The 24,984-nt window shown below is 73.2% G+C and carries 23 protein-coding genes and 2 tRNA genes; 10 read left to right on the top strand and 15 right to left on the bottom strand.

The features are described 5' to 3' along the window. Window positions 1–240, top strand: coding sequence for a hypothetical protein (locus C8N24_RS08235; RefSeq protein ID WP_121249594.1), 240 nt, complete (start codon window positions 1–3; stop codon window positions 238–240). Between the two features lie 11 nt (window positions 241–251). Here the strand turns inward: C8N24_RS08235 and C8N24_RS08240 are convergent. Then, window positions 252–338, bottom strand: a tRNA-Ser gene (locus C8N24_RS08240). Window positions 339–363: 25 nt separating this feature from the next. Further along, a complete protein-coding gene (locus C8N24_RS08245; protein ID WP_121253028.1) occupies window positions 364–1,566 on the bottom strand; it encodes an aminopeptidase in 1,203 nt (400 codons plus the stop codon). A 36-nt stretch (window positions 1,567–1,602) separates the two neighbouring features. Between C8N24_RS08245 and C8N24_RS33765 the strand changes: the two genes are divergently transcribed. After that, on the top strand, window positions 1,603–1,986 hold the full coding sequence (locus tag C8N24_RS33765) for a universal stress protein (protein ID WP_170178935.1): 384 nt from the start codon (window positions 1,603–1,605) through the stop codon (window positions 1,984–1,986). Between the two features lie 10 nt (window positions 1,987–1,996). After that, entirely contained in the window at window positions 1,997–2,785 is a 789-nt protein-coding gene (locus tag C8N24_RS08255; protein WP_121249595.1) for an arginase family protein, read from the top strand. Here the strand turns inward: C8N24_RS08255 and cydD are convergent. The 3 genes from cydD to C8N24_RS08270 are packed head-to-tail and all read right to left on the bottom strand — an operon-like array spanning window position 2,782 to window position 8,544. Then, a complete protein-coding gene (cydD, locus tag C8N24_RS08260; protein ID WP_121249596.1) occupies window positions 2,782–6,270 on the bottom strand; it encodes a thiol reductant ABC exporter subunit CydD in 3,489 nt (1,162 codons plus the stop codon). The genes C8N24_RS08255 and cydD overlap by 4 nt on opposite strands. After that, entirely contained in the window at window positions 6,267–7,160 is an 894-nt protein-coding gene (locus tag C8N24_RS08265) for a cytochrome d ubiquinol oxidase subunit II (protein WP_121249597.1), read from the bottom strand. Before C8N24_RS08265 ends, cydD begins: the two co-directional genes overlap by 4 nt. 1 nt (window position 7,161) lies before the next feature. Then, the gene (locus tag C8N24_RS08270) at window positions 7,162–8,544 is read right to left on the bottom strand and encodes a cytochrome ubiquinol oxidase subunit I (protein WP_170178936.1); all 1,383 of its coding nucleotides are present in this window, start codon (window positions 8,542–8,544) and stop codon (window positions 7,162–7,164) included. A gap of 100 nt (window positions 8,545–8,644) precedes the next feature. Between C8N24_RS08270 and C8N24_RS08275 the strand changes: the two genes are divergently transcribed. Next, window positions 8,645–9,733: a sensor histidine kinase gene (locus C8N24_RS08275; RefSeq protein ID WP_170178937.1), complete on the top strand. Its 1,089-nt coding sequence runs from the start codon at window positions 8,645–8,647 to the stop codon at window positions 9,731–9,733. Further along, a complete protein-coding gene (locus C8N24_RS08280) occupies window positions 9,714–10,301 on the top strand; it encodes an ANTAR domain-containing response regulator (RefSeq protein WP_121249600.1) in 588 nt (195 codons plus the stop codon). Before C8N24_RS08275 ends, C8N24_RS08280 begins: the two co-directional genes overlap by 20 nt. Here C8N24_RS08280 and C8N24_RS08285 read toward each other — a convergent pair. The 3 genes from C8N24_RS08285 to tadA all read right to left on the bottom strand — a co-directional run bounded on the left by C8N24_RS08285 (window position 10,298) and on the right by tadA (window position 11,162). Continuing rightward, window positions 10,298–10,486, bottom strand: a complete 189-nt coding sequence (locus C8N24_RS08285) for a hypothetical protein (protein ID WP_121249601.1) — start codon at window positions 10,484–10,486, stop codon at window positions 10,298–10,300. The two genes, C8N24_RS08280 and C8N24_RS08285, sit on opposite strands and share 4 nt — an antisense overlap. Before the next feature lie 95 nt (window positions 10,487–10,581). Next, a tRNA-Ser gene (locus C8N24_RS08290) sits at window positions 10,582–10,671 on the bottom strand. Then, the gene (tadA, locus tag C8N24_RS08295; RefSeq protein ID WP_425474455.1) at window positions 10,650–11,162 is read right to left on the bottom strand and encodes a tRNA adenosine(34) deaminase TadA; all 513 of its coding nucleotides are present in this window, start codon (window positions 11,160–11,162) and stop codon (window positions 10,650–10,652) included. The genes C8N24_RS08290 and tadA overlap by 22 nt, the downstream gene beginning before the upstream one ends. Before the next feature lie 130 nt (window positions 11,163–11,292). Here tadA and C8N24_RS08300 point away from each other — a divergent pair, with 130 nt between their 5' ends. Continuing rightward, window positions 11,293–12,597 (top strand): S8 family serine peptidase, encoded by a 1,305-nt coding sequence (locus C8N24_RS08300; RefSeq protein WP_170178938.1) that lies wholly within the window; start codon window positions 11,293–11,295, stop codon window positions 12,595–12,597. Window positions 12,598–12,955: 358 nt separating this feature from the next. On the opposite strand, the gene C8N24_RS08305 is transcribed toward C8N24_RS08300, so the two are convergent. The 3 genes from C8N24_RS08305 to C8N24_RS08315 all read right to left on the bottom strand — a co-directional run bounded on the left by C8N24_RS08305 (window position 12,956) and on the right by C8N24_RS08315 (window position 17,915). Then, a complete protein-coding gene (locus tag C8N24_RS08305) occupies window positions 12,956–13,399 on the bottom strand; it encodes a universal stress protein (RefSeq protein WP_121249604.1) in 444 nt (147 codons plus the stop codon). A 158-nt stretch (window positions 13,400–13,557) separates the two neighbouring features. Continuing rightward, window positions 13,558–13,998: a hypothetical protein gene (locus C8N24_RS08310; RefSeq protein ID WP_121249605.1), complete on the bottom strand. Its 441-nt coding sequence runs from the start codon at window positions 13,996–13,998 to the stop codon at window positions 13,558–13,560. Between the two features lie 128 nt (window positions 13,999–14,126). Further along, complete coding sequence (locus tag C8N24_RS08315) at window positions 14,127–17,915, bottom strand: OmpL47-type beta-barrel domain-containing protein (protein ID WP_121249606.1); 3,789 nt, start codon at window positions 17,913–17,915, stop codon at window positions 14,127–14,129. 106 nt (window positions 17,916–18,021) lie between these two features. Between C8N24_RS08315 and mobA the strand changes: the two genes are divergently transcribed. Further along, window positions 18,022–18,552 (top strand): molybdenum cofactor guanylyltransferase, encoded by a 531-nt coding sequence (gene mobA / locus C8N24_RS08320; RefSeq protein WP_170178939.1) that lies wholly within the window; start codon window positions 18,022–18,024, stop codon window positions 18,550–18,552. Then, window positions 18,549–19,529, top strand: a complete 981-nt coding sequence (locus tag C8N24_RS08325; protein WP_121249608.1) for an NAD(P)/FAD-dependent oxidoreductase — start codon at window positions 18,549–18,551, stop codon at window positions 19,527–19,529. The genes mobA and C8N24_RS08325 overlap by 4 nt, the downstream gene beginning before the upstream one ends. Here C8N24_RS08325 and C8N24_RS08330 read toward each other — a convergent pair. Then, complete coding sequence (locus C8N24_RS08330; RefSeq protein ID WP_121249609.1) at window positions 19,507–20,199, bottom strand: hypothetical protein; 693 nt, start codon at window positions 20,197–20,199, stop codon at window positions 19,507–19,509. The genes C8N24_RS08325 and C8N24_RS08330 overlap by 23 nt on opposite strands. A 63-nt stretch (window positions 20,200–20,262) precedes the next feature. Here C8N24_RS08330 and C8N24_RS08335 point away from each other — a divergent pair, with 63 nt between their 5' ends. Together C8N24_RS08335 and C8N24_RS08340 are read left to right on the top strand one after the other, a co-directional pair. After that, a complete protein-coding gene (locus C8N24_RS08335; RefSeq protein ID WP_121249610.1) occupies window positions 20,263–20,619 on the top strand; it encodes a DUF188 domain-containing protein in 357 nt (118 codons plus the stop codon). After that, window positions 20,616–21,986 carry a UTP--glucose-1-phosphate uridylyltransferase gene (locus C8N24_RS08340; RefSeq protein ID WP_121249611.1) on the top strand — a complete coding sequence of 457 codons (1,371 nt, stop codon included), beginning with the start codon at window positions 20,616–20,618 and terminating at the stop codon, window positions 21,984–21,986. The genes C8N24_RS08335 and C8N24_RS08340 overlap by 4 nt, the downstream gene beginning before the upstream one ends. Here C8N24_RS08340 and C8N24_RS08345 read toward each other — a convergent pair. The 3 genes from C8N24_RS08345 to C8N24_RS08355 form a co-directional block, all read right to left on the bottom strand. Beyond that, entirely contained in the window at window positions 21,976–22,860 is an 885-nt protein-coding gene (locus C8N24_RS08345) for an NHL repeat-containing protein (protein WP_147447697.1), read from the bottom strand. The genes C8N24_RS08340 and C8N24_RS08345 overlap by 11 nt on opposite strands. A 197-nt stretch (window positions 22,861–23,057) precedes the next feature. Then, window positions 23,058–23,735, bottom strand: coding sequence for a YceH family protein (locus C8N24_RS08350; protein ID WP_121249613.1), 678 nt, complete (start codon window positions 23,733–23,735; stop codon window positions 23,058–23,060). Further along, entirely contained in the window at window positions 23,736–24,977 is a 1,242-nt protein-coding gene (locus C8N24_RS08355; RefSeq protein WP_121249614.1) for an acyl-CoA dehydrogenase family protein, read from the bottom strand. Window positions 24,978–24,984: the final 7 nt, after the last annotated feature.

Here is a 24,984-nt window from a genome sequence, read left to right on the forward strand (position 1 = left end):
ATGGACGTGCCCTTCACGCTTGACCCCGGCCCCGACGGGTCCGCGGTCCTCACCGTCGACGACGCCCAGCTCACCCTCGACCAGGCCGGGCTGCGCGAGTTGCGCGACGGCATCGACGCCGCCGTCGCCCGCGGCGCGGCCGGCGGCCAGGGCCTCGTGCACGAGTTCGAGGCCGGCAACGCCGTCGTGACCATCTCGGCCGTGCCGGGCGGGTCGGTCAAGCTGCGCATCGATCGCTGACGCAGCCGCTACGGAGAGAGGGGGATTCGAACCCCCGGATGAGTTTCCCCATCACACGATTTCCAGTCGTGCCCGTTCAGCCGCTCCGGCACCTCTCCTGGATCAGCGCGACAGGATAGTGCGTCAGATTCGCCAGGCCCCTCCGAAGAGCACCGGGACGCGCTCACCGTCGGTGGTGATGCCGGTGATGTCGAGCTGGTCGGAGCCGATCATGAAGTCGATGTGGATGTCGGACTCGTTCATGCGGGCGGCGGTCTGCTCGTCGCCGGCGAGGAACGGGAAGGCGCGGCCCAGCGCGATGTGCGAGGCGGCGTTCTCGTCCAGGAGCGTGTCGTAGAAGACGGTGTCGAGCGCGCCGATCCGGCCCTCGTTGTCGACGAGCGCGACCTCGCCCAGGCGGGCGGCGCCCTCGTCGCGGGTGATGATCGTGCGCATCGTCTCCTGCGCGGTGCTCGAGTTCAGCTCGACCGCGCGGCCGTTCTCGAAGCGCACGTAGAGGTCGCGGACGACCGTGCCGTCGATCAGGACGAGCGGCTTGGAGGACGTCACGTGGCCGTCCACGCGGGACGGGTCCGGGCTCGTGAACACCTCCTCGGTCGGGAGGTTCGGCATGTGCGGGATGCCGTCGGCGGTCTGGAAGCGGGCGGCCTGCCACGAGGCGCCCGGGAGCAGGCCGACCGTCATGTCGGTGCCTGGGCCCTCGTAGTGGAGGGCGTCGAACTGGCGGTCGGTGAGCACCTGCGCGACGGACACCAGCCGGTCGGCGCGGGTGCGCCAGGCCGCGACCGGGTCCTCCTCGTCCAGCCGCAGCACGTGCAGGAGCTGCTGCTCGAGCTTGGCGAGCGCCTCGGCCGGCTCCAGGCCGGGGTGGACGAGCTCGGCCCAGGCGGGCGTCGGCCCGGGCAGGATCGTCCAGTTGAGCTCGCGGCGGCCGACGACCTCGCCGGTCTCGCGGATCGCGGGCAGGCGGTCACGGCCTGAGCGCACCGGGTCCAGGTCGTCGAGCAGGCCGGGCGCGACCGGACCGCTCAGCGTGATCGCGGCGCCGCGTTCCTTGCCGAGCTGCAGGATCCGCTCGCCGTACCAGGGCGGGACGAACTCGAGTGTCTCGTCGGCCGCGTGCTCGATCCGCGCTCGCTTGATCCAGGGGTCGAACCACGCGAGGTCGACGAACTTGGCGCCCTTCTCGTAGGCGCGGTTCGCGATCGCGCGAACGAGCGCTTCCTTGCCTGGAGCCCCGCTCAAGGAGACCACCTGGCCGGGCTGGAGGTTGGCGCCGAAATCGACAGCGAGCTCGGCGAAGCGCGCAAGCGTTACATCGTCCATAGGCACGGCGAGCGTACCGGGTGCCACTATTGCGCCGTGCTGCGCTACCGCCATGTCCTGATCGCGTTCGACGGCTCGCCCGAATCCGCGCTCGTGCTCGAGCACGCGGTGGCCCTGGCGCACGTGACCCGCGCACGGCTGGCGATCGTGGCCCTCGCGCCGCGCCCGGCCTGGTCGGTGCGGGACGCGCTCGAGGCGCAGCTCCGCGCGGCCGCCGACGGTGTGCCCGATGACCTCGAGGTGACGACGCGCCTGCTCGAAGGCGACCCGGCGCACGAGCTCCTGCGCGCGGCGCGGGAGGGCGACCACGACGCGATCATCCTCGGCGCGAACGGGTTCGCGGACCGGGTGGTCCATGATGCGGCTGTGCCAGTGATCCTCATCCACTCCCCCGGCGAAGGGCCCGACCTTGCCGCATAGGCCCTGGACCGTGCTCGATGCGCCGTCCAACCTCGGGCTGCGTCAGCTGCGCCCGGGGGTCGAGCCCGGCGCGCGGCGGCTGGCCGACGCGCTGCGGGCCCGCGGGCTCGTGGAGCGCCTCGGCGCGGTCGACGCGGGGCGCGTCGAGGCCCCGCCGTGGACGGAGCTGCTCGAGAACCGCGCGAAGGTGCCGGGCTACACGGTCGAGCTGGCGGCGCGGCTCGGCGAGCTGCTGCGGGAGGGCGCGAAACCGCTCGTGCTCGGCGGCGACTGCTCGATCCTGCTCGGCGCGATGCTGGCGTTGAAGCGCCGTGGGCACTACGGGCTGGCGTTCGTCGACGGGCACCTGGACTTCCGGACCGAGGACGTGGACGCGGTCGCCGGCGAGGACCTCGCGGTCGTGACCGGGCGCGCCGAGGACACGCTGGCGGACATCGACGGGCTGCGGCCGTACGTGCTCGACGAGGACGTCGTGGCCTACGGCACGCGCGACGGCAGCACCGCTCCCGTCCGCGTGATCGACCTCGACGCGCTGCGCGCAGGCGAGTGGGCGGTCCCGCCGTTCCCGTACTGGGTGCACGTCGACGCCGACGTCCTGCGCCTGGACGCCGTCGACTCGCCGCAGCCGGACGGGCTGTCGTTCGACGAGCTGTCGGCGCTGCTCGCGCGGCTCCTGGGCGGCCCGGTCGTCGGGATGCAGGTGACGGTCTTCGATCCCGACCTGGACCCCGACGGGAGCGTCGCGGAGGCGCTCACGGCGTGCCTCGTGGGCGCCGCCGAGGCGGCGCGCCCCCGCTAGCGCAACGCGAACCCGCCGACGGCGTCGAGCGCGCCGTCGCGGAGCTCCAGCACCGCGTCGAACGCCTCCAGGCCGGTCGGGTCGTGCGTGATGACGATCAGCGTCCGGTCGGTGGCGAGGATGTCCTCGCGCACGGCCCGGGCGGTCTCCGGGTCCAGCATGGCCGTCGGCTCGTCGAGCACGATGATCTCCGCGAGGCTGATCAGGGCACGCGCGAGCCCGATCCGCTGGCGCTGACCACCCGAGACCGCGACGCCGTCCTCGCCGACGCGCGTGTCGATGCCGTCCGGGAGCGCGGCGAGCCACTCGGCCAGACCCGCTTCGCGCAGCGCCCGGATGATGTCGGCGTCGCCGGCCTCGGGGCGGCCGATCCGCACGTTGGCGGCGACCGTCCCCGCGAGCAGGTGCGCGTCCTGGCCGGCCAGGCGGATGCGCTCGCGCGTCTGCTCCGCAGGCACGGCCTTGAGGTCCACCCCGCCGAGCGCGACCGTGCCCGCGTCGGGATCGGCGAGCCGGGTCAGCAGGTCGGCCAGCGTCGACTTGCCGGCCCCGGACGGCCCGACGATCGCGACGTGCTGCCCGGGCTCGACCGCGAGGTCGACGCCGTCGAGCACGACGGGCGCGCCCGGCCCGCCGGGACGATGGACGATCCCGGTCGCGGTGAGCGCCGCCACGCGCGGCAGCTCCCCGGTCTGCTGGCCGCGGGCGAGCCGCTCCGGGCCTGACGTCGCCGCGGCGAGGCGGTCCTTCGCGGCCCGGACGCCGATCAGCCGCAGCGCCGCCTCGGGGAGCGCCGCGGGCGCCTCGAACGCGCCCAGCGTGAGCAGCACGAGCGCGCCGAGCCAAACCGTGGCGAGGTCGCTCGCCGTGCCGACCGCGATCACGCCCGCGAGCGTCGCGCCGGCGGCGAGCTGGGTCGTGACGGCGCCGAACGCGGCCGCGCGGGCCTGGCCGCGGTCGATCCGGGCGAGGCGGCGGCTGGCGTCCGTGAGCGCGAGGAGCCGCGCCGCGCCCTGCCCCGCGACCGCGAGCTGCGGGCCGAACGTGAGCGCCTCGACGAGCTGCGCGCCGAACGCCGCGCGGGCCTTCCCGGGCGCGGTGTGGCGGGCGAGCGCGTGCGTCGCGGCGGGGACGAGGAGCGTCGCGACCGCGAGCCCCGCGGCGAGGATCAGCGCCGACACCGGCAGGATGAGCCCCGCCGCGAGCACGACGCCCAGCGACGCCACGACCGCGACCGCCGCCGGCAGCACGACCCGTGGGTGCAGGTGCTGCAGCTCGTCCACGTCGCTCGTGAAGCGCGCGAGCAGGTCCGCGGCGCCAGGCACGCCCGGCCCGCCGATTCGCGCGGCGAGCCGCTCGAAGAACCGCACCCGCACGTCCGCGAGCTGCCGCAGCGCGACGTCGTGCGAGGCGAGCCGCTCGCCGTACCGCGCCAGCGCCCGCACGAGCCCGAGCGCGCGCACCGTGACGATCCCGACCAGCAGCGCCAGCACGGGCGGCTGCTCGGCCGCCCGCGTCACGAGCCAGCCGCTCGTGGCGAGCACGGCCAGCGCGGACAACGTCCCCGCCACGCCGAGCGCGACGCCCGCCCACTTCGGCCACTGCCGCGCGGGCCGAGCCGCGACGGGCGCGCCGCGGAGCGAGAGCCCGGAGCCGCCCGAGCTTGAAGCGGGACTGTCCCTCTTCAGCAACACCTGTCGCGTGCGCAGCGAGCCGTCGCCGGTCGCGTCGACGCGCGTCGCCCGCAGCGAGCCGCTCGTCCACACCCAGTCGGGCCGGGGCGGGTCGAGCGCGGCGAGGTCGACGATGACGTCGCACAGGGAGGCCAGGCGCGCGTCGTGCGTGGCGACGACGAGCGTGCGGCCACGCGCGGCCGCCAGGATGCCCTCGGCCACGCGGCGGGTGGAGTCCTGGTCGAGGTGGGCGGTCGGCTCGTCGAGGAGCAGCAGCGGCGCGTCGGAGCCGAGCGCCGCGGCGAGGCCGAGCCGCTGCTCCTGGCCGCGCGAGAACGGGCGGCCGCCGGCGCCGACGCGGGTCGTCTCCGGCACCGCGGCGACGATCTCCTCGGCGTCCGCGGCGCGCAGGGCGGGCTCGCCTCCGTGCAGGCGGAGCGCTTCGCCGAGCGTGCCGGTGGGCAGCGGTGGGCGCTGGTCGAGCCAGGTGACGTCGTGCCACCAGGCGTTGCGGTCGATGTTGCGGACGTCGACGCCGCCGACGGTGATCCGGCCGCTGTCGGGGTCCTGGACGCGGGCGAGCAGGCGCAGCAGCGTCGACTTGCCGGCGCCCGACGGCCCGACGAGCGCGACCGACGTCCCCGGCTCGATCGTCAGGTCCAGCCCGTGCAGGGGGTCGGGGCGGCCGTGGCCGTCCACGCCGACGCCCCGCAGCACGATCGCGCCGCCCGCGGGCAGGCGGTTCCCGCTGTCGGTGAAGGGCGCGGGCTCGTCGAGCAGGTCGAACAGCCGCTGGACCGCGACGGCGCCGTCCTCGGCCGCGTGGAAGCGCGCGCCCGCGGCGCGCAGCGGCGCATAGACCTCCGGCGCGAGGATCAGCACGAACAGCCCGACCGCCAGGTCGAGGTGCCCTTCCGCGAGCTGGACGCCGACGACCGCGGCCGCGATCGCCGTGCCGAGCATCGCCAGGAACTCGAGCACGAGCGCGCTCAGGAACGCGACCCGCAGCGCGCCGAGCGACTCGTCGCGGTAGCGCTCGCCGACCGCCTGCAGCGACGCCGCCTGCGCCTGCTCCCGCCCGTGCGCACGGAGCGTCGGCAGCCCGCGCACCACCTCGAGGAAGTGCGCGCCGAGCACGGCCAGCGCGTGCTGGCGCTCGCGCGCGTGCTCGGCCGACTTGCGGCCGACGAGCACCATGAACACGACCACGATCGGCAGCGTGATCCCGAGCAGGACGCCGACCACCAGGTCGCGCGTGGCGATCACGGCCACGACGCCGATCGGCACCGCCGCGCCCAGCGCCAGCTGCGGCACGGCGCGCGCGTAGTACTCGGCGAGCGCATCCAGGCCCTGGGTGGCGGCCGTGGCGATGTCCCCGCGCCGTGCGTCCCGCGCGCGCCCGGCCAGCGCCCGCGCGGCCACGCGCTCACGCAGCCGCGAGAGCGCGACCTCGGCGGCGCGGCGCCCGGCCAGCTCGGTCACGCCGGCCAGCAGCGCACGCGCCGCCACGACCAGGAGCAACCCCCAGGCGAGCTCGCGCGTGGCGACGGCGTCGGCCACGAGCCACGCCTGCACGACGAGCAGCGCCGCGGCGAGCAGCCCGGCGCCCGCGGCGATCGCCAGTGCCGCGCGAGCGCGCGGCGCCACCGAGAGCAGCCGCAGGTGCACGGGAGGGAGCGGCCCACGGCCGCGCCCGCCACCCCGGCGCGCCGCCCGGCCGCCGCGTCCAGCGCCGCCGTCACGCCCTGCGCCATCGCCGCGCGCGGCCGCCCGCCGGCGCCGCTCGTCGTCGTCCCGCCGCAGCGCGCTCATCGCAGCTGCTCCATGGCCCGGCGCGTCAGCTGCACCAGCCCGCCCGGTTCGCGCTTGAACCGCGAGTAGGCGAGCAGGTGCGCGAGCAGGACCAGCGGCAGCACGATGCCCGCGATCACGGTCATCAGCGTGAGCGTGTAGTCGCCGGCGGCTTCGACGCGCAGGTCGACGCCCGCCACGTTGGGCGACACCGTCGCGAGCACGATCAGCGGGACGACCGCGGCCGCCAGCCCCGCACCCCAGAGCGCGAAGCGCGGCACGAGCGCGAGCACGACGAGCCCGGTCCAGGGGGAGCCGAGCGCGACCCCCGCGACGACCGCGAGCGCGACCGCGAGCGGCGCCGTCCGCCGGCGCACGTCCGCCGCCGCCGAGCCGTCCTCCAGGCGCCGTTCGAGGTAGGCCGCGCCGGCCACGCGGAACACGAGCGCGACGGCCACGCCGCCGAGCACGTTCGCCACCGACAGCACGTCGCCGCCCTGCAATAGCCAGGCCCACACGATCCCCCAGCCGACCGCGTTCACCCACGCGGCGCCGACGATCGCCCGGCTCCAGAGCGCAGCCGCGCGCGCCTCCAGGTGGCCGATCAGCTCGACGCCCGCGTGGCGCACGATCAGCGCCAGGATGATCACGACGAGCACGCCGTAGAGGCCGCTCATCCAGGCCGCGTACCAGCCGGGGAAGGCGCCGAACGTCGCGGCGATCGCGATCACGAGCCAGACGTCGTTGGTCGCCCACGTCGCGCCGTTCGAGCGCAGCACCGCCGCGCGGTCGGGCATCCGCCGCAGCAGCATCGAGACGCCCAGGTCGGCGCCGCCGAGGCCGAAGTACAGCGCCCAGACGACGCCGAGCAGCGCCAACCACAGCGCGGGGAGTCCTTCGAGGCCGAGCATCTCAGTACCCCAGGGCCAGCTCGGGAGCGCGGCGCGGCGCTCGTTCCACCGCCGGCAGCCCGTGCGACAGCTCGCGCCGCAGCACGCGTCCGGCCGTCCAGAAGATCACCGCGTACACGGCCAGGAACGCGCCCAGCGACGACGCCACGGCCAACGCGGTCACGTCCGAGGACGCGGCGTCCGTCCGCAGCAGCCCTTCGACGATCCACGGCTGGCGTCCGCCCTCGCGCAGGATCCAGCCACCGGCCTGCGCGGCGAACGGCACCGCCACGGCCAAGGGCGCTGCGCGCAGGAACCACTTCGAGCGCTCCAGCCGCCCCGTCGCGGCGAGCCGGCAGCCCCACGCCATCAGCGCGATCAGCAGCACGCCGCTGCCGACCATCAGCCGGAAGCTCCAGTACATGAGCGCCACGACCGGCGTGTAGTCGCCGGGCCCGTAGCGCGCGACCGACTCGGCCTGCAACTGCTCGATCCCGCGCACCTCGCTCGTGAGCGAGAACGAGTTGAGGAAGCTGAGCGCCACCGGCAGCTTCAGGTTCAGGAACGGCGGCCCGGGGTCGGTGGAGAGCCCGCCGAGCGCGAACAGCGACAACCCGGCCGGCGCCTCGGTCTCGTAATGCGCCTCCGCCGCGGCCATCTTCATCGGCTGCTGCTCGAGCGCGAGCACGCCCTGGAAGTGGCCGGCGCCCGCCGCGCCCAACGCGCCGGCGAGGCCGATCACGACCGCCATCCGGGCGACCGCGCCGAACACGTCGACCTCGCGTCCGCGGGCGATCTGCCAGCAGGCGATCGCGAGCACGACGACCGCGCCGGTCGTCAGCGAGGCGAGCAGCACGTGCGCGGCGGTGAGGCCGACGGTCAGGTTGAACAGGACCGCGGAGACGTCGGTGAGCTGGGCGCGCCCGTCGACGATCTCGTAGCCGACGGGGTGCTGCATCCACGAGTTCGCGACGAGGATGCTGTAGGCGGACAGCATCGTGGCGACGCTCACGATCCACAGGCACGCGAGATGCACGCGCGGCCGCAGCTTGTCCCAGCCGAAGATCCACAGGCCGAGGAACACCGACTCGACGAAGAACGCCGCGAGGCCTTCGAGCGCGAGCGGCGCGCCGAACACGTCGCCGACGTAGCGCGAGAAGCCCGCCCAGTTCATCCCGAACTGGAACGTCTGCATGAGCCCGGTGACCACGCCTACCGCGAACACGACGACCAGCGCCCGTCCGTAGTACTTGGTCAGCCGGAGCCACCGTTCATCACCGCTGCGCAGGTAGCGCGTCTGCATCACGGCGACGAAGAACGTCAGCCCGATCGACACTCCGACGATCGCGAAGTGCAGCAGCGTCGTCAGGCCGAACTGCCAACGTGCGAGGTCGAGCGAGGTCATGCGGTGGGTCCCTTCCGTTCGTGCCCAGGGGCAATCTCGTGAACGGGCTGTCAGGACCCTTGGCCACCGATCGTGAGCGGCCGCGACGTACTGTAGAGCCGTGGCCGACCGGATTCCACTCCACGAGGCACTGCGCGCCGGAACCGCGCTCGGCTGGACCTCCGTGGCGGCCGTCATCACCGCGCTGGTGGTGGGTGTGCCGATCTCCGACGCCGAGCTCGTGGCGGTCCTGACCGGCCTGGCGGCGATCGCCCACCTCGTGATGGCGCGGCTGCCGTGGGCGACCCTGCTGCCCACCCCGCGCGGGAAGCTGCTGATCGACCTGTGGGCCGGCGGCGTGCTGATCTCGGTCTGCGGGCTCGTGCTGATCGCGGGCGGCCAGTCGCGGCTGGACCTGCTGCTCCTGCTCGTCGTCCCGTTCCTGGCGATCTCCCACGACGACGACCGGCGCGAGCTGGCCGCGTGGATGACGGTCGCGGCGCTGGCCTTCGGCGCGTGCGTGGGCCTGGCGCACGACCCGCTGCCCGTGCCGGAGGCGCTCCTGCACCTGGTCGTGCTCGCCGGCTCGACGGTGCTGAGCCTGATGCTCGCGCGGGCCGTCCGCCGCAACGCGCTGGCCGTGACGGAGGCCGTCCGCCGCGCGGAGCTCGAGGGCGCGATGCTCGCCGAGTCGCACCACCGGGTGAAGAACTCGCTCCAGGTCGTGGCCGAGCTGCTGCTGCTCGGGCGGCCGTCGGACCCGGAGAGCGGCGAGGCGTTCGACCGTGCGGCCGAGCGGATCCACGCGATCGCCGCCGTGCACCAGGTGCTCGCGAGCCGCCACGGCGGGCGCGTGCGGGCGGACGAGCTGCTGGACGCGATCGTCGCCGGCTACGACGACGTCGTCGTGGACGCGGAGCCGGTCGAGCTGCCGTTCGCGCAGGCGCAGCACCTGGGGGTCGTGGTCAACGAGCTCGTGACCAACGCGATCCAGCACGGGGCTCCGCCCGTGACGGTGCGGCTGGCGGACGGCGTGTTGACCGTGCGCGACACGGGCGGCGGGCCGTCGGAGGAGGCGCTCGCCGCGCCGGGTCTCGGGCTCACGCTCGTCCGGCAGGTCGTGACGAACGGCCTGCACGGCACACTTGGGCGCGACGTGGACGGCACGGTGCGGATCGACTTCTCGGCGGATGCGCGTCCTCGTCGCTGAGGACGACCCGATCATCGCGCTCGGCCTGGCCCGCCGGCTCGGGGCGCTCGGGCACGAGGTGGTCGGGCCGGTGGCGTCGGTCGTGGACGCGGCGGCGCTGGCACGGGACGAAGGCGCGGACCTCTACCTGTTCGACGTCGACCTCGCCGACGGCGACGGGATCGAGCTCGCGCGCGACCTGTCCGTTGATGGCCCGCGGCGCCCCGTGGTCGTGCTGACCGGGTTGGACGCCCCCGAGGTGCTGGACCGCTCGATCGCGGCGGGTGTGCTCGCCCACCTGACCAAGCCGGTCGACGACCGCCAGCTCGACGCGGCGCTGCGCCTGGCCGCGGCGCGCTCCGCCGAGCTGGAGGCGTTGCGCGAGGAGGTCGACTCCACGCGTCAGGCGCTCGCCGACCGCAAGGTGGTCGAGCAGGCCAAGGGCATCCTCATCAACGCCCTGGGACTCAGCGAGCCGGAGGCCTTCGCGCGGATCCGGTCGACGGCGCGGGACCGCAACCTGCGGCTGGTCGACGTGGCGCGCGCGATCGTCGACCAGCGCGCTCTGTACGAGCGCCCGTCCCGCTAGCCGCCACCTCCGCCCATCATCCCGCCGAGCCCGGCGCGGATGGTCGCATCCCGCGCGTCGTAGACGCCGTGGGACGGCTCCTCACGCTTCTCGGGCGTGTCGCCCGTGCGCTCCTGCTCGAGTCGCTTCCGCTCGCGTCGCTTGGCGCGTAGACCCGGCTTCTTGGGTGGCTGCTCTTCGGGCATGCCGGCCTCGCCTTCGGATCGGGGGCTCCAGCGAGCCTACGCCCGGACGTGGCGGTCCGCCAAACGAAAAGGGCGCCCTGAGGCGCCCTTTGCAGCGGAGGGGGAGGGATTCGAACCCTCGGAACAGGGGTTACCCGCTCAACGGTTTTCGAGACCGCCCGATTCAACCACTCTCGCACCCCTCCGGGTGTGCGGCGTCTGAGGGTAGCGGGCGACGGCGGCGAGCGGCGAAGAAGTCCTTCAGAAGCTGCGCGCATTCGGGCTGCAGGATGTCCTTGGTGACCTGCGGGCGGTGGTTGAGCTTGGGCTGGTCGAGGAGGTCGAGGACGCTGCCGGCCATGCCCGCCTTCGGGTCGGTGGTGCCGTAGACGACGTGCGGGATCCGGGCCAGGACGATCGCGCCCGCGCACATCGCGCAGGGCTCGAGGGTCACGTAGAGCGTCGTGTCGAGCAGGCGCCAGTAGCCGATCTGCTCGGCGGCCTGGCGGATGGCGAGCATCTCGGCGTGGGCGCTGGGGTCCTGCAGGAGCTCGCGCTCGTTGTGGCCGGCGCCGATGACGGTCCCGTCGGGGCCGAGGATGACCGCCCCGACGGGGACGTCGTCGTGCGCGAGGGCCTTCTCGGCCTCCGCGATCGCGAGCCGCATCGGGCCCTCGTGCTCATCTCGGCACACAATTGGCACAGTTTCGTGGCACCTTGGTGTTGTTCAGCAACTTCCAGATGCCGATCATGTTGTACGAGGCGGGACGGGCCACAGCCGACCACCCGCTCGCCCCCACTGCATCTTGCGCCTGCTCTCTGCCACCTTGCTCGCCTCCACCCTGCTCGCCGCCGGGCCGGTGAGTGGTGCGTCGGCGGGGGGCACGGGCGGTGATGCGCGCGCGGCCGCCGCGGCGATGAAGGCGCGGGCGGCGGCCCCGGCGCGGGCTCGGGCGAACGAGGTCGTGGTGTCGGACACGCGCGGCTCGCGGGTCGTGAAGGTGCGGGACGTGGCGAAGGCGTCGCGGGCGATCGCCAAGCGCGACGGCGTCCGGAGCGTCACGCCGAACTACATCGCGCACGTGTCCGGCTGGGTTCCGCCCGACCCGGGCAACGCCGCCGCCCCGGGCGGCTGGCAGAGCCTGCAGTGGAACTTCCTGGCCGACTCGGGCGTGAACGCACCCGAGGCGTGGGCGAACCTCGCGCGCGTCGGCCGGCCGGGCGGCAAGGGCGTCATCGTCGCGGTCCTGGACACGGGCGTGGCCTACGCGAACCGCGGTGGCTTCCGCCGGTCGCCGGACCTGTCGAAGTCGCGCTTCGTCCGCGGCTGGGACTTCGCGAACAACGACCCGTACCCCAACGACGACAACGGCCACGGCACGCACGTCGCCAGCACGATCGTCGAGGGCACGGGGAACGCGATCGGCCTGACGGGCCTGGCCTACGGCGTGAAGGTGATGCCGGTCAAGGTCCTGGACGCCGAGGGCGAGGGAGACTCGGGCCGGATCGCCGCGGGCATCCGCTTCGCGGCGGACCGCGGCGCCCAGGTCATCAACCTCTCGTTCGAGTTCCCGTCGGACATCACCCGCTCGCAGATCCCGAACATCCTCAACGCCATCCGCCACGCGCGGCGCAAGGGCGCGCTGGTCGTCGGCGCGTCCGGGAACGCCGCCGCGGCCGCGGTCGCCTACCCGGCCCGCTCGAGCGACGTCCTGTCCGTCGGCGCCACCACCCAGCACGGCTGCCAGGCCGACTACTCCAACGAGGGCGCCGACCTCGACATCGTCGCCCCGGGCGGCGGCGTCGACGCCGCCCTGGAGGGCGACCCGCTCTGCCGCCCGCTGGAAGCGGCGGGCCTGGACATCTTCCAGATGACCTTCACGAGCTCCCCGCGCCGCTTCGGCCTGCCCGACGGCTACATCGGCACCTCGATGGCCGCCCCGCACGCCTCGGCCACCGCGGCGCTGATCATCGCGTCGGGCGTGCTCGGCCCGAAGCCGACGCCGAACGCGATCGAGCGTCGCCTGGAGCTCACGGCGACGGACCTCGGCCCGGCCGGCAAGGACCCGCACTACGGGTGGGGCCGCATCAACGCGGCCCGCGCGACGGACCCGGCGATCCCGGTGACCTGACCCGCGCCAACGGCAACGGCAACGGCAACGGCAACGGCAACGGCAACGGCAACGGCTGACCACACCCGCGGGCGCCGCGTCAAGCAATTCATGCCCCGGCGTGGGCGGAGACCGGTGTGGTCGTCAGGAATTGCTTGACCCGTCGCGGCGGGCGTGGTGTGTGCGGGTGAGCCGGGTTCCCCGGACTGTGGAACGCGTTCGCGTTCCCCGGGCCCATGGCGAGGCCCGAAAGCGTGGGTGGGGTCGGAAACATGCGCATAGCGAACCTTTCCGACCGCACCCCCCTGCACCGACGGTCCCTCAGGCTCGAACCGCGGTGAACGCCTGGGCGTTCACACAGTGCCGTTGCCGTCGCCGCTCAGACCGTGCGGATGATCAAGACCGAGCACGGCGCGTGGTGCGACACCTTGTTCGGCACCGAGCCGAGCAGGAACCGGCGCGCGCCGGTCATGCCCTTGTTGCCGACGACGATGAGGTCGGCGTCGCGTTCTTCGGCGACGTCGAGGATCGCGTCGGCGGGGTCGCCTTCGCGGGCGAAGGTCTCGACGTCCACGCCGGCGGCGCGGACGATGTCGGCCGCGTCGGAGAGGGTCGCGTCGACCTCCTCGCGGGGGTTGACCATCCACTGCAGATCGGCGGGGGTCTGGCGGGCCTCTTCGCGGAGGCGGGCCTTGGGGACGGGCTCGTAGGCGGAGACGAGCCAGAGCTTGGCGTTGAGTGCCTTGGCGAGGTCGACCGCCTCGTCCACGGCCTTCTGCGCGGTGTCGGAGCCGTCGGTGCCCACGACGATCGAGCGGAACATGGCGCGATCATACGCACGCCGGGGCGGGCGCTATGTCGGTTCGATCACAGCTTGATGGCGGCGATCACGAAGCTGATGATCACGCAGATCACGATGATCACCTGCATCCAGATCCAGAGGCGGTTCACTGGCACTCAGGCTAGTGGCCGCTTCTCATCTCAGGCCATGGCGCGCTCCGCGCGGCTCGAGGCGACGACGGTCGTGACCGGCAGGCCGAGGCCGGACGCCTTCGCGGGCAGGTCGAGATGCAGCCACTTGGAGACGCGCTGCGGGAGCGTCGAGATGATCAGCTCGTCGAACCCGTGCACGTTGACCGCGTCCTGGATGGCGGCGAGCGGCTCGGGCACGCCGATCATGCTGTCGACCGGTCCGCCGGCGGCCTCCTCGAGCAGCGGCACCGCCAGCTCGATCACCGCCTCCGCCTCGCTGCGGCCCTGATCCTCCGGGTCGACGAGCTTGTGCAGGCCGTGCGCGGCGTTCGGGACGAGCAGCGTGAACACCGCCGGCCCGCGAGCCGCCCGCTCGCGCACCGCCTCCAGCAGCGCGGGCGTCGCGGCGGTCTTGTTGGCGACGACGAGGACTCGGGCACCTTCGGACATGAAGCGCTCCTTCGGACGATCGCTCGAGGCAATTGTTGCAAGCGACCGGGGAACGTCAACCCGACCCGTGCGCCCGCGGCGCGGGGCGGGCCGCGCAGGGCGGCGCGGCGCGGCGCGGCGCGGCGCGGCTAGAGCTTCGCGCTGCCCGTGGCGAAGGTCGTCCAGCGCTTGCCGGACTTCTTCTTGACCGTCAGCTGCACGCGGACGTCGGCGCCCGCGGCGGCCTTGACGGTGACGCGCTTCGAGTAGCCCTTGACCGTCTTCTGGGTCTTGGTGACGGTCTTGCTCTTCTTGTTGACCGTGACCTTGATGACGAGCTGGAAGGTGCCCTTGCCGAGCGCGAGGGGGCGGAGGTCGACGGTGGTGGCGGACGGGGTCGCCGACAGCGCGAGCTGGCCGACGAGCCGCGCGGACGCGGACGCCTTGCCCTTCAGGAGCACGGCGTTGCTGCTGGAGCGCGGGGTGATCCCCTCGTCCTCGTCCTCGCCGCCGTGCGCATCGGCGGCCTTGCGCTGGGTGAGGGTCACGGCCGGCGACGTGCCGACGTTGCCGGCGGCGTCGGTGGCCGTGACGACGACCTTGCCCTTGGCGACGCTGAAGGTCCCGCCCGCGGCGATCGGCGTGGCCGAGCCGCCGTTGAGCGCCCACTTGACGCCGGTCAGGCCGGACAGCGGGTCAGAGCCGCCGGCGGTGCAGAGGTAGTCGGTCGACTTCGGGTCCGGCGTGCAGGACACCGTGGCGGCGGGCGGCGTGCGGTCGACCTTGACCGCGCCCTGCGCCGTGACCTCGTTGCCCGCGCCGTCGACGGCGCGGAAGACGATCGAGGAGGCGCCTTCGGCTTCGACGGTGTAGACGCCACCGGCGACGTTGGCCGGGCCCTCGCCGCCACGCGCGCCGGTGAGCACCGCGAGGCCGGAGATCCCGCCGGACGCCGTGACGTTGCACGTCGCGGGCGTGTTGCGCCACGTCGCGGGGCCGCAGTCGGCGGCGAGCGTCGGCGCGGTCTTGTCGATCGCGACCGTGTCCTCGCGCCAGTCGGACGCATTGCCGGCGACGTCGAGCACGCGGCTGTAGAGCTTGTAGGAGCCTTCCTGCGTGATCGAGACGGAGGGCGTCGTCGTCGCGCTGGGCGCCGTGTCGAGCTTCCACTCGACGCGGAGCAGGCCGGACGTCGTGTCGCTGCCGGACACGGTCGTCGTGAAGTTGGACTTGCGCCAGCCGGCGGGGACCGCCGGGGTGGTGTTGACCGGCTTGGTCAGGTCGACCCGGATCGCCTCCGACCGCCACGGGGACTCGTTGCCGGCCTTGTCGACCACGCGCGTGAGCAGCGTCTGGCCGCCCTCGACGGTGACGAGCGCCGGGCCGGACTTGACCTCGCCCGTGGCGCCGAGCTTCCACTCGCCGCGGTCGATGCCCGCGCCCACGTCGGTGCCGGTGATGTCGAGCGCCAGCGGCGTCGTCTGCCAGGCGGTCGGCGCGGCGGCGCTCGTGAGCGTCGGCACGATCGTGTCGACCTTCAGCTCGGTGGACTTCCAGCCGGTGGACTGGCCGGCCACGTCGGTGACGCGCCGCTCGACGACGAAGGTGCCGTCGGCCGGGAGCGTGAAGTTCGCGGTGGCGGTGTTGACGGTCGTGACCGTCCCGCCGTTGACGCGGTACTCGATGGTCGCCACGCCGGAGGTCGCGTCGGTCGCGGTGAGCGCGACGGCACGCGACTTCACCCAGCCGGCGACGAGGCCGGAGGTGTCCTCGGGCTGCGTCTTGTCGATCTTGAGCGTCTGCGTGCGCCAGGCGCCGACGTTGCCGGCGGTGTCGGTGGCGCGGGTCATGATCGAGTGCGATCCGTCGTCGCTGACCGTGAACGTCACGCCGTTCGGGCCGGACGTGATCGGCGAGCTGCCGACGCGGTACTCGACGTAGTCCACGCCGGCGCCGCCGTTGTCGTCGGCCGTGACCGTGATCGTCACCGGGCCGGTCCGCCAGTTGGTCGGGACCGTGGTGTTGTCGATCGGCGCGTCGCTGTCCTCCTGCGGGAGGCTGGAGCTGACGGTCACGTTCGAGGACTTCCAGTCGCTCCAGTTGCCCGCGTTGTCCTGCACGCGCGTCTTGAGCACGTGGGGGCCGAACCCGGTGAGCGTCGCCTGGAGCGAGGTCTTCACGGCGCCGTTGTCGAGCTGCCACTCGACCGAGCCGGACGGGCCGGACAGCGCGTCGGTCGCGGTCAGGGTGATCTTGCGGCCGTTGCCGACCGTCGCCGGGACCGTCGTGGTGTCGACCGGCTTGACCGAGTCGATGCGGATCGTCTCGTCGCGCCAGGCGGACGTGTTGCCGGCGACGTCCTTGGCGCGCGTGGACAGCGTATGGACGCCGTCGCCGCTGACGTAGGCGTTGGTGGCGGCGAGGCTGCCGCTGTTGGTCGCGCCGCCGTTCACGCGCCACTCGAGCGAGGCGACGCCGGAGTTCGCGTCGGTGCCGTTGAGCTTGACGCCGTAGGCGGTCTGGCGCCAGGCGGTGTCCGCGGCCGGGGTGGTGTTGACCGGCGAGTCGGGATCGAGGCGGACGACGCGGGAGAACCAGGGCGACGTGTTGCCGGCGACGTCGACCACGCGCGTGTCGAGGTCGTGCTCGCCCGCGCCGGTGACGGTGATCGTGCCGGAGCCGCCGGCGACGGTGCCCGCGACGCCGTCGAGGCGGTACTCGACGCGCGCCACGCCCGAGCCGGGGGACGCGTCGGTGCCGGTCAGGTTGACGTCGAGCGACGTGCGCGAGAGCCAGGTCGACGTGACCGTGGTGGTGTCCACCGGCAGGTTCGTGTCGATCCGGATCGTGTGGACCTTCCAGCCGGAGCTGTGGCCGTCGCCGTCGATGAAGCGGGTGCGCAGGGTGTGCACGCCCTGGCCGCCGACGGTGATGTCGACCGGGCCGGTGCCCATGACCGTGTTCACGGGACCGCCGTCGAGGTCCCAGTCGATCTGGGTGACGCCGCTGCCGACGCTGTCGGTGCCGGTGATGTGGACGTCGACGGAGGAGTTGTCGGTGGTCCAGCCGGACGGGACGGTCGTGTTGTCGACCGGGCCGGCCGCGTCGACCTTGACGACGTAGTCGGTGTAGCCCGTCTGGTTGCCGGCCGCGTCATAGACGTTCACGCGCAGCGAGTGGATGCCGTTGCCGGTGACGTCGAGGTTCGTGCCGTTGACGAAGACGGGGACCGGGGTGCCGCCGTCGAGCTGGTAGACGATGCGCTCCACGCCGGAGTGCGCGTCCGAGCCCAGCAGCGGGATCGTCGCCTTGGTCGTGTACCAGCCGGGATCGACGACCGTGTCGTTCGTCGGCGCGACGTTGTCCACGCGCACCGTGTGCGAGCGGTCGTGGCGGTTGCCGGCGGCGTCGACGGCGGACGTGTAGAGGGTGTGCGTTCCCGTGCCGCTGATGGCCGCGGTGTTGGAGACCGTGTACGGGTCGGACGGGTCCAGGCGCCACTCGCCGTGCACCGGCGAGGTCGCGTCGGCGACGTTGAGGTTCACGTTGACCGTGCCCTGCTGCCAGGTCGACGGCACCGAGGTGCTGTTGACGGGCAGGACCGTGTCGATGCTGACGTCGTCGGTGACCCACGGGGTCCAGTCGCCGGTGCCGGTCTCCTGGGCGCGGTGGGAGAACTGGTGCGTGCCCTCGGGAAGGTTCGCGCTGCCGGTCGTCTGGACCGGGTCGCAGTCGACGCGCCATTCGTAGCCCTGCACGCCCGTGCCCGAGAGCGCCACGACCGGGTTGTTGGTCCAGGCGCTGGACACCGCGGTCGTGTCAGTGGCCGTGGCCGCCCACGGCCCCGGGTCGGTGATGCACATGGGGGGCGCGGACGCGATCGAGGCCCACGGGTTCGCGGACGCCGTGGCCGGCAGCGCGAGGGCCAGGAGGAGCATGAGGACGAATGTGCGAATCCGAGGGTTCACGTCCCGGTCATCGGCAGAGCAGTGAGGACCTGTAGTGGGACCTGGACACTTTTCGGACCACGGCCATACTGGGCGCGTGATCGTTGCCGTTTTGGCGGGCGGACGCGGGAGCCGCCTGGGAGGAGCGAAGGCGCTGACGCCGCTCGGCGGCCGCCCGCTGATCGCACGCCCGGTGGCGGCGGCGCGCGCGGCGGGCCTGGACGTGGTGGTGGTCGCCAAGCCCGACAGCGCGCTGCCGGGCCTCCCCGTCCTGGTGGAGCCGGCGGACCCCACGCACCCGCTGCTCGGCCTGGTGACCGCGCTCGAGCACCACGGCCCGATCGTCGCGGTCGCGTGCGACCAGCCCTGGGTGACGGCCGAGTGGCTGCGCGCGCTCGCCGACCACGACGGCCCCGCGCTCGCGGTGGCCGACGAGCCGTTCCCGGGCCGCTACGAGCCGAGCCAGCTGCCGACCTTGCGCGCCGCCCTGGCCGAGGAGGCCTCGCTGCGCCGGACGCTCGCGCGCCTGGCGCCCGCCGTGCTCGGCGCACCGCCCGAGCTCGCGGCGAGCGTGAACACACCCGAGGACCTGGCCGCGGCGGAGCAGCAGCTGGCGGTGCGTCCATGAGCGCCGACTTCGCCGTCGTCGGCGGCGGCATCGTCGGCTGCGCCCTCGCCGCGTTCCTCGCCGAGGGCGGGGCGCGCGTCGTCGTCCACGAGCGCGAGGCGATCGCCGCGGGCGCGTCGGGGCGCAACTCGGGCGTCGTCCAGGACCCGCTCGACCCGGCGCTCACCGGCCTGTACGAGGAGTCGCTCGAGCACTACCGCACGCTCGAGGGGTTCGACTTCCCGGCCGATCCGGTCGGGCTGCTGCTCGTCGGCGAGCAGCCGTTCGAGCATCCGGGCACGGAGTTGATCGAGGACCCGCACCGGCTCGAGCCGGCGCTCGCCCCGGGCCTGTTCGCGCGCCGCATCGACACCGGACGGCCGGTGCCGCCCGCCGCCGCGGCGCACGCGTGGGCCGAGCGGGCCAGGCGCGCGGGCGCGACGTTCCGGATCGGCGAGGACGGGCCCACCGACGGCCCACGCGTGATCGCGGCCGGCCCGTGGGCCAGGGACCTGCTGCCGCTGCCGATCACCCCGATCTGGGGCGTCGTGGTCGAGTTCGAGCTCCCGGACGCGCCGACGCACGTGCTCGAGGAGGCCGGGATCGACGCGCTCACGAGCGACGCGGTGCCGGAGACGCTGTTCAGCGCCGTGACCGCGCGCGGGATCAGCGCGATCGGGTCGACGTTCGAGCCGGCGAAGCCGGACCCGGAGGCGAAGGCGCCGAGCATCGTCGCCCATGCCGCGCGCTTCCTGCCCGGCCTGGACCGGCACCCAATGCGCGGTCTGCGGGCGTGCGCGCGGCCGGGCTCGGCCGACGGGCGGCCGATGCTGGGTCGCATCGACGACGAGGTCTACGTGGCCGGCGGCCACGGGGCATGGGGCATCACGCTCGGGCCGGCGTCGGCGCGGCTCGTCGCGGACCTGATGCTGGGCAGGCCGGCGGAGATCCCGCCGGCCCTCGACGTCGGACGCTTTACGTCGTCGCCGAGTCGGTGATCGGCCCGCTGCCGACCGTGCCGCTCGGCTTCGACGGGTCGGTCGTCGCGGTCTTGTCGGTCGTCGACGGCGTCTCTTCCGTCGTCTCAGGCTTGGGGCGCAGGCCGATGACCTGACGGTCCTTGCCGGTGCCGTAGATGTGGTACTCCCGGCCTTCCTTCATCACGAGGCTGAAGACCTGGCCGCTGCGGGCGTTGGTGCTCGTGTTGAGGTAGAGGCCGTTGCGGGAGCCGGTGAGGATGTCGGCGTACGCGCGCCCCTCGACCTGCTTGACCGTCTCGTTGGCCGGCGCCTTCGAGGTGGCCGGCTTGTCGGACGTCTTGTCGGCCGTCGCGGACGACTCGCTACCGCTCGAGACGACCTTGCGGTCCTTGCCCGTGCCGTAGATGTGCTGCTCGCTGCCGTCCTTGCCCTTGACGAGGATGAACGCCTCGCCGTCACGGGCGTTGCCGGACGTGTTGACGTACATGCCGGCGCGCGGACCCGTGAGGATCTCGGCGTAGCTCTCGCCCTCGACGGGCTTGGTCGTCTCCTTCTCGGTGGACGCCGTCTTGAGGGCGCTGGAGAAGGACGTGGTGGTCCCCGTCGAGGTCAACGAGGAGGACTTGGCCTTGACCGCCGCGTTGTTCGCAGCCGTGATGCCTTGGAGGAGGGAGGTATCGACGCGCATTGGGTTGCTCTCCGCATCGGCCGTTCGTCGATCACCCTTTAGCGGGGTAAGGGAAAGGACGCGATGCGCACCTACATCGACGCCATGAACGTGATCGGCTCACGCCCCGACGGCTGGTGGCGCGACCGCGAAGGAGCGATGCGACGGCTCGTCGAGGACGTCCGCGCCTGGGCGGACGGGGACGTCACCGTGGTCCTCGACGCCGGCCCGGACGACTTGATCGGCACCGTCGGGCGCGTGACCGCGATCCGCGCGCCGCGTCGCGGCCGCGACGCCGCCGACGACGAGATCGCCCGCCTGGTCGAGCCCGGCGACCGCGTGGTCACGAGCGACGCCACGCTCGCCGCCCGCGTTCGCGAGCAGGGCGCTGACGTGGAAGGCGCAGGGAGCTTCAGACGACGGCTAGAGTCAGGCGCGTGAGCGACGAAGGCCTGCGCGCAGCGGTCCAGAAGATGCGCGAGGAGGGCGTGGCGGACGCCGCCATCAACGCCTTCGAGCACTACTACCGCCAGCTTGAGGCGGGCGAGACCGGGCTGATGCCCGAGGACTCGATCGAGCCGGTGACCGAGCTCCCGCACCTCGACGACCTGCCGCCTGACCCGGACGCCGAGCGCGAGGCGCTGCGCAAGGCGATCGTGCTGCGCCTCAACGGCGGGCTCGGGACGAGCATGGGCCTGACCGGCGCCAAGTCGCTGCTGGAGGCCAAGGACGGGCTGAGCTTCCTGGACATCATCGCCCGCCAGGTCCTGGCGCTGCGCGAGCAGCACGGCTGCGAGCTGCCGCTGGTGCTGATGGACTCGTTCTCCACGCGCGAGGACTCGCTCCGTGCGCTCGCCGAGTACGACGACCTGGACATCGGCCTGCCGCTCGACTTCATCCAGAACAAGGAGCCCAAGCTCCTCGTCGAGGACCTCACGCCCGCCGAGTGGCCCGACAACCCGGCGCTCGAGTGGTGCCCGCCCGGCCACGGCGACCTCTACACGGCGCTCGTCACCTCCGGCATGCTGGAGGACCTGCTCGAGCGCGGCTTCGAGTACGCGTTCGTGGCCAACTCGGACAACCTCGGCGCGGTCGTCGAGCCGCGCATCCTCGCCTGGCTGCGCGCGAACGACGTGCCGTTCCTGATGGAGGTCACCGAGCGCACGGAGGCCGACCGCAAGGGCGGCCATCTCGCCCGCCGCAAGGCCGACGACCGGCTCGTGCTGCGCGAGACCGCCCAGACGCCCGACGAGGACCTCAAGGCGCTGCAGGACCTGAGCACGCACCGCTTCGCCAACACGAACAACCTGTGGGTGAGCCTGCGCGCGCTCGACCAGGCGATGCGCGAACGCGACGGCGTGCTCGGCCTGCCGATGATCCGCAACAAGAAGACCGTCGACCCGGGCGACAAGTCCTCCCCCGAGGTGTTCCAGATCGAGACCGCGATGGGCGCAGCGATCGAGGTCTTCGAGGGCGCCCGCGCGCTGGTCGTCCCGCGCACGCGCTTCGCCCCCGTCAAGACCACCGACGACCTGCTCGCGCTGCGCTCGGACGCCTACCGGCTCACCGACGACGCGCGCGTGGAGCTCGTCCGCGACCGCGTCCCGATCGTCACGCTCGACCCCGACCACTACAAGCTGATGCGCGACTTCGACGCGCGCTTCCCCGACGGCCCCGTGTCCCTGGCCGAGGCCGACCGCTTCGAGGTCGACGGTGACGTCACCTTCGGCGCGGACGTCGTCGCGCGCGGCTCCGTCAAGGTCGAGGGCCCGGCCACGATCGAGCCCGGCACCATCCTCACGGGCTGACGATCTGCAGCTCTCCGCGATCGCGGCCGGTGACCAGCACGTCGCCGGCCGGGTTGACGGCGACGCTGTAGGGCGTGGTCACCGTCGGGTAGCGCTTGACCACGCGCCCGCCCTCGATCCGCAGCAGCTGGTTGCGGTCGGAGAGCGTGACCCACAGGCGCGCGCCGTCGAGGGCGACGCCGTACGGCTTGCCCGGCGTGGCGATGCGCTGCTCGAAGCGCAGCCGCGGGCGCGTGGAGAAGACGCTGATCCCGCCGCCGCGGGTGTCGGCGACGTACAGCCGCCCGTCCTCGCCCGCGACGACGTGCGACGGCCCGTAGCCGACGTTCTGCGTGCTCAACCGCTCGAGCGTGCGCCGGTCGTAGGCCTCGACGACGTTCGCGCGCACGGACACGACCGCGACGACGTCACCCGTCACCGCCACGCCGCCGGGTTGCTCGGCCACGCGCACCGTGCGGACCGTGGCTCCCGCCTCGACCACCGACAGCGAGGCGGCGAACTCGTCGCCGACGAAGACGCGGCCGTCGGCATCGCCGGCCGCGTCGTGTGGGTGCGTGCCGGTGTCGATGAGCCGCACGCCTCCGTCCGGCGAGACCTCCGCCAGCTGGTTCGCCTCCTCGAGCGGCACGAGGAACCCGTGCCGGGGGGAGAACGAGACGTGACGCGCCGCCGCGGGCAGGCGGACGGTCTCGCGGACCGCGCCGGTACCGGCGTCGACGAGCGTGAGGCCGTCGTCGGTCGCGATCGCCGCGACCGTGCCCGCCGGGTCGACCGCGATCCCCTCCGCGCCCGCCCCCACCCGCACGACGCGACCGGCGGGCCGCTCACGCGCCGGCGCACGCCCGGGCTCCTGCGCTTGGGGCGGGAACGTCAACCGCGGTGCCGGAGCCGCCGGCCGCTCCGGTTCTGAGCCGCAGCCGGCGACGGCGAAGAGGACGATCAGGCTCGCCGCGCGAGCACGACGACGAGCGTGAGCACCAGCAGTGTGATGATCGCTATCGGGATCCACTGCGCCATAAGTGCGTGACCCTACGCCTCCGCGGATCACTCGTCGCCTGACCGACGGTCTAGTTACGCACCAAGTTCGGCCCGAAGGGTGGTGAGCTCCTCGCGCATTGCGGAGAGCTCCGTGCGCAGCGCCAGCACCTCGGCCTCGAGCTTGTCCATCCGCTCGTCGCGGCGCGGGGGCGGCGGGACGACCGCGGCCGGACCCGACGAGGCTGCCAGCTCGGCGCCCTCCGGCACGTCGGCGGGGTCCAGGTCGTCCGACAGGTTGTGGCGGAAGCGCTCCTCCTTCTGGCCCGGGCGACGGGCCAGCTCGGAGACGAAGCCCTTGTCGATCAGCCCCGTGAGGCAGTCGTGCAAACCGGCGATGCCGTCGAAGGCCTGCATGCGCTCGGTGCGCTGCTTGAGCTCCCCGGGGGTCTGCTCGCCGCGCAGGAACAGCACCGCGAGCACGGCCTGCTCGGCGGCGTCGAGCGGCAGCGCCTCGTCGAGCAGGTGGCGGTACTTGGCCGCCCGGCTCGTGTGGCCCGAGGTGAGGCGCGTGTAGCGACGCCGGCCGAGCTTCTGCAGCGCGTGGCGGAGCATCTCCTCGTCGTAGGAGACGATCGGATTGCGGTTCGTCGTCTGGTTGCACGCGCTGCGCAGCGCGTTCAGGCTGAGCGGATACTGGTCCGGCGTCGTGCGCTGCTTCTCGATCAGGCAGCCGAGGACGCGGATCTCCACGGGGTCAAGGTCGCGATCCATCTAGCGGATCATCATGCCCGAGATCGCCCGGCTGATGACGAGCCGTTGGATCTCGCTGGTGCCCTCGAAGATGGTGTAGATCTTCGCGTCGCGGTGCATGCGCTCCACCGGGTACTCGCGCGTGTAGCCGTTGCCGCCCAGGATCTGGATCGCGCGCTCGGTCGCCCACACGGCGACCTCGCCGGCCTTGAGCTTGCTCATCGAGCCCTCGGCGTGCTCGAACTTGCGGCCCGTGCGGCCCATCCATGACGCGCGCCATACGAGCAGCCGGGCGGCGTCGATCTCCAGCGCCATGTCCGCCAGCGCGAACGCGATGGCCTGGTTCTCGATGATCGGTTTGCCGAACTGCGTGCGCTCCTTCGCGTACCCGAGCGCGTACTCGTAGGCGGCGCGGGCGATGCCGATCGCCTGCGCGCCGACCGCGGGCCGCGTGTTCTCGAACGTCTGCATCGCGGCCTGCTTCTTCGCGCGCGTGCCCTCGCGTGCGCGGGCGAGGCGCTCGTCGAGCTTCTCCTTGCCGCCCAGGACGTTGCGACCGGGGATGCGGACGTCGTCGAGGAAGACGTCGGCGGTGTGCGAGGCGCGCAGCCCGTGCTTGGAGACCTTGGTCCCCATCGTCAGGCCGGGCGTGTTCGGCGGGATGATGAAGCCGGCCTGGCCGCGCGCCTTCAGCTCCGGCTCGACCGACGCGATCACGACGTGCACGTTGGCGATGCCGCCGTTGGTCACCCACGCCTTCTGGCCGTTGAGCACCCACTCGTCGGAGGCCTCGTCGTACTTCGCGCGGGTGCGCAACGAGGACACGTCGCTGCCCGCGTCCGGCTCGCTCACGCAGAACGCGCCGACCTGCGGGTCGTCCGGCGTGCCGTAGCACTGCGGGACCCACTCCCCCAGCTGCTCGCCGGTGCCCGCGGAGAAGATCCCGGCGACCGCGAGCGTCGTACCCATGATCGACATGCCGATGCCCGCGTCGCCCCAGAAGAGCTCCTCGTTCACGATCGGCAGCAACAGCCCCGTCTCGTCGGCGTAGAACTGCGCGAGCGCCTCGAACGAGTAGAGCCCGATCTTCGCGGCCTCCTGGATGAGCGGCCACGGCGTCTCCTCGCGCTCGTCCCACTCGGCCGCCGCCGGCCGGACGACGTTCGCCGCGAACCCGTGCACCCAGTCGCGCACGTCGCGTTGGTCGTCGCTGAGCTCGAGCGAGAACGCGCCCTGGGAGAGCTGCTCCGTGACTGCTTCCATGGGCGCA

The sequence above is a fragment of the Solirubrobacter pauli genome, assembly GCF_003633755.1.
Classification (GTDB): domain Bacteria; phylum Actinomycetota; class Thermoleophilia; order Solirubrobacterales; family Solirubrobacteraceae; genus Solirubrobacter; species Solirubrobacter pauli.

Bases quoted from the DNA above. Each gene is read 5' to 3' on its own strand.
- C8N24_RS08235 (WP_121249594.1), top strand. From the start codon at position 1: ATGGACGTGCCCTTCACGCTTGACCCCGGCCCCGACGGGTCCGCGGTC.
- C8N24_RS08245 (WP_121253028.1), bottom strand. From the start codon at position 1,566: ATGGACGATGTAACGCTTGCGCGCTTCGCCGAGCTCGCTGTCGATTTC.
- cydD (WP_121249596.1), bottom strand. From the start codon at position 6,270: ATGAGCGCGCTGCGGCGGGACGACGACGAGCGGCGCCGGCGGGCGGCC.
- C8N24_RS08265 (WP_121249597.1), bottom strand. From the start codon at position 7,160: ATGCTCGGCCTCGAAGGACTCCCCGCGCTGTGGTTGGCGCTGCTCGGC.
- C8N24_RS08270 (WP_170178936.1), bottom strand. From the start codon at position 8,544: ATGACCTCGCTCGACCTCGCACGTTGGCAGTTCGGCCTGACGACGCTG.
- C8N24_RS08280 (WP_121249600.1), top strand. From the start codon at position 9,714: ATGCGCGTCCTCGTCGCTGAGGACGACCCGATCATCGCGCTCGGCCTG.
- C8N24_RS08285 (WP_121249601.1), bottom strand. From the start codon at position 10,486: ATGCCCGAAGAGCAGCCACCCAAGAAGCCGGGTCTACGCGCCAAGCGA.
- C8N24_RS08305 (WP_121249604.1), bottom strand. From the start codon at position 13,399: ATGTTCCGCTCGATCGTCGTGGGCACCGACGGCTCCGACACCGCGCAG.
- C8N24_RS08310 (WP_121249605.1), bottom strand. From the start codon at position 13,998: ATGTCCGAAGGTGCCCGAGTCCTCGTCGTCGCCAACAAGACCGCCGCG.
- C8N24_RS08315 (WP_121249606.1), bottom strand. From the start codon at position 17,915: ATGCTCCTCCTGGCCCTCGCGCTGCCGGCCACGGCGTCCGCGAACCCG.
- C8N24_RS08325 (WP_121249608.1), top strand. From the start codon at position 18,549: ATGAGCGCCGACTTCGCCGTCGTCGGCGGCGGCATCGTCGGCTGCGCC.
- C8N24_RS08330 (WP_121249609.1), bottom strand. From the start codon at position 20,199: ATGCGCGTCGATACCTCCCTCCTCCAAGGCATCACGGCTGCGAACAAC.
- C8N24_RS08335 (WP_121249610.1), top strand. From the start codon at position 20,263: ATGCGCACCTACATCGACGCCATGAACGTGATCGGCTCACGCCCCGAC.
- C8N24_RS08350 (WP_121249613.1), bottom strand. From the start codon at position 23,735: ATGGATCGCGACCTTGACCCCGTGGAGATCCGCGTCCTCGGCTGCCTG.
- C8N24_RS08355 (WP_121249614.1), bottom strand. From the start codon at position 24,977: ATGGAAGCAGTCACGGAGCAGCTCTCCCAGGGCGCGTTCTCGCTCGAG.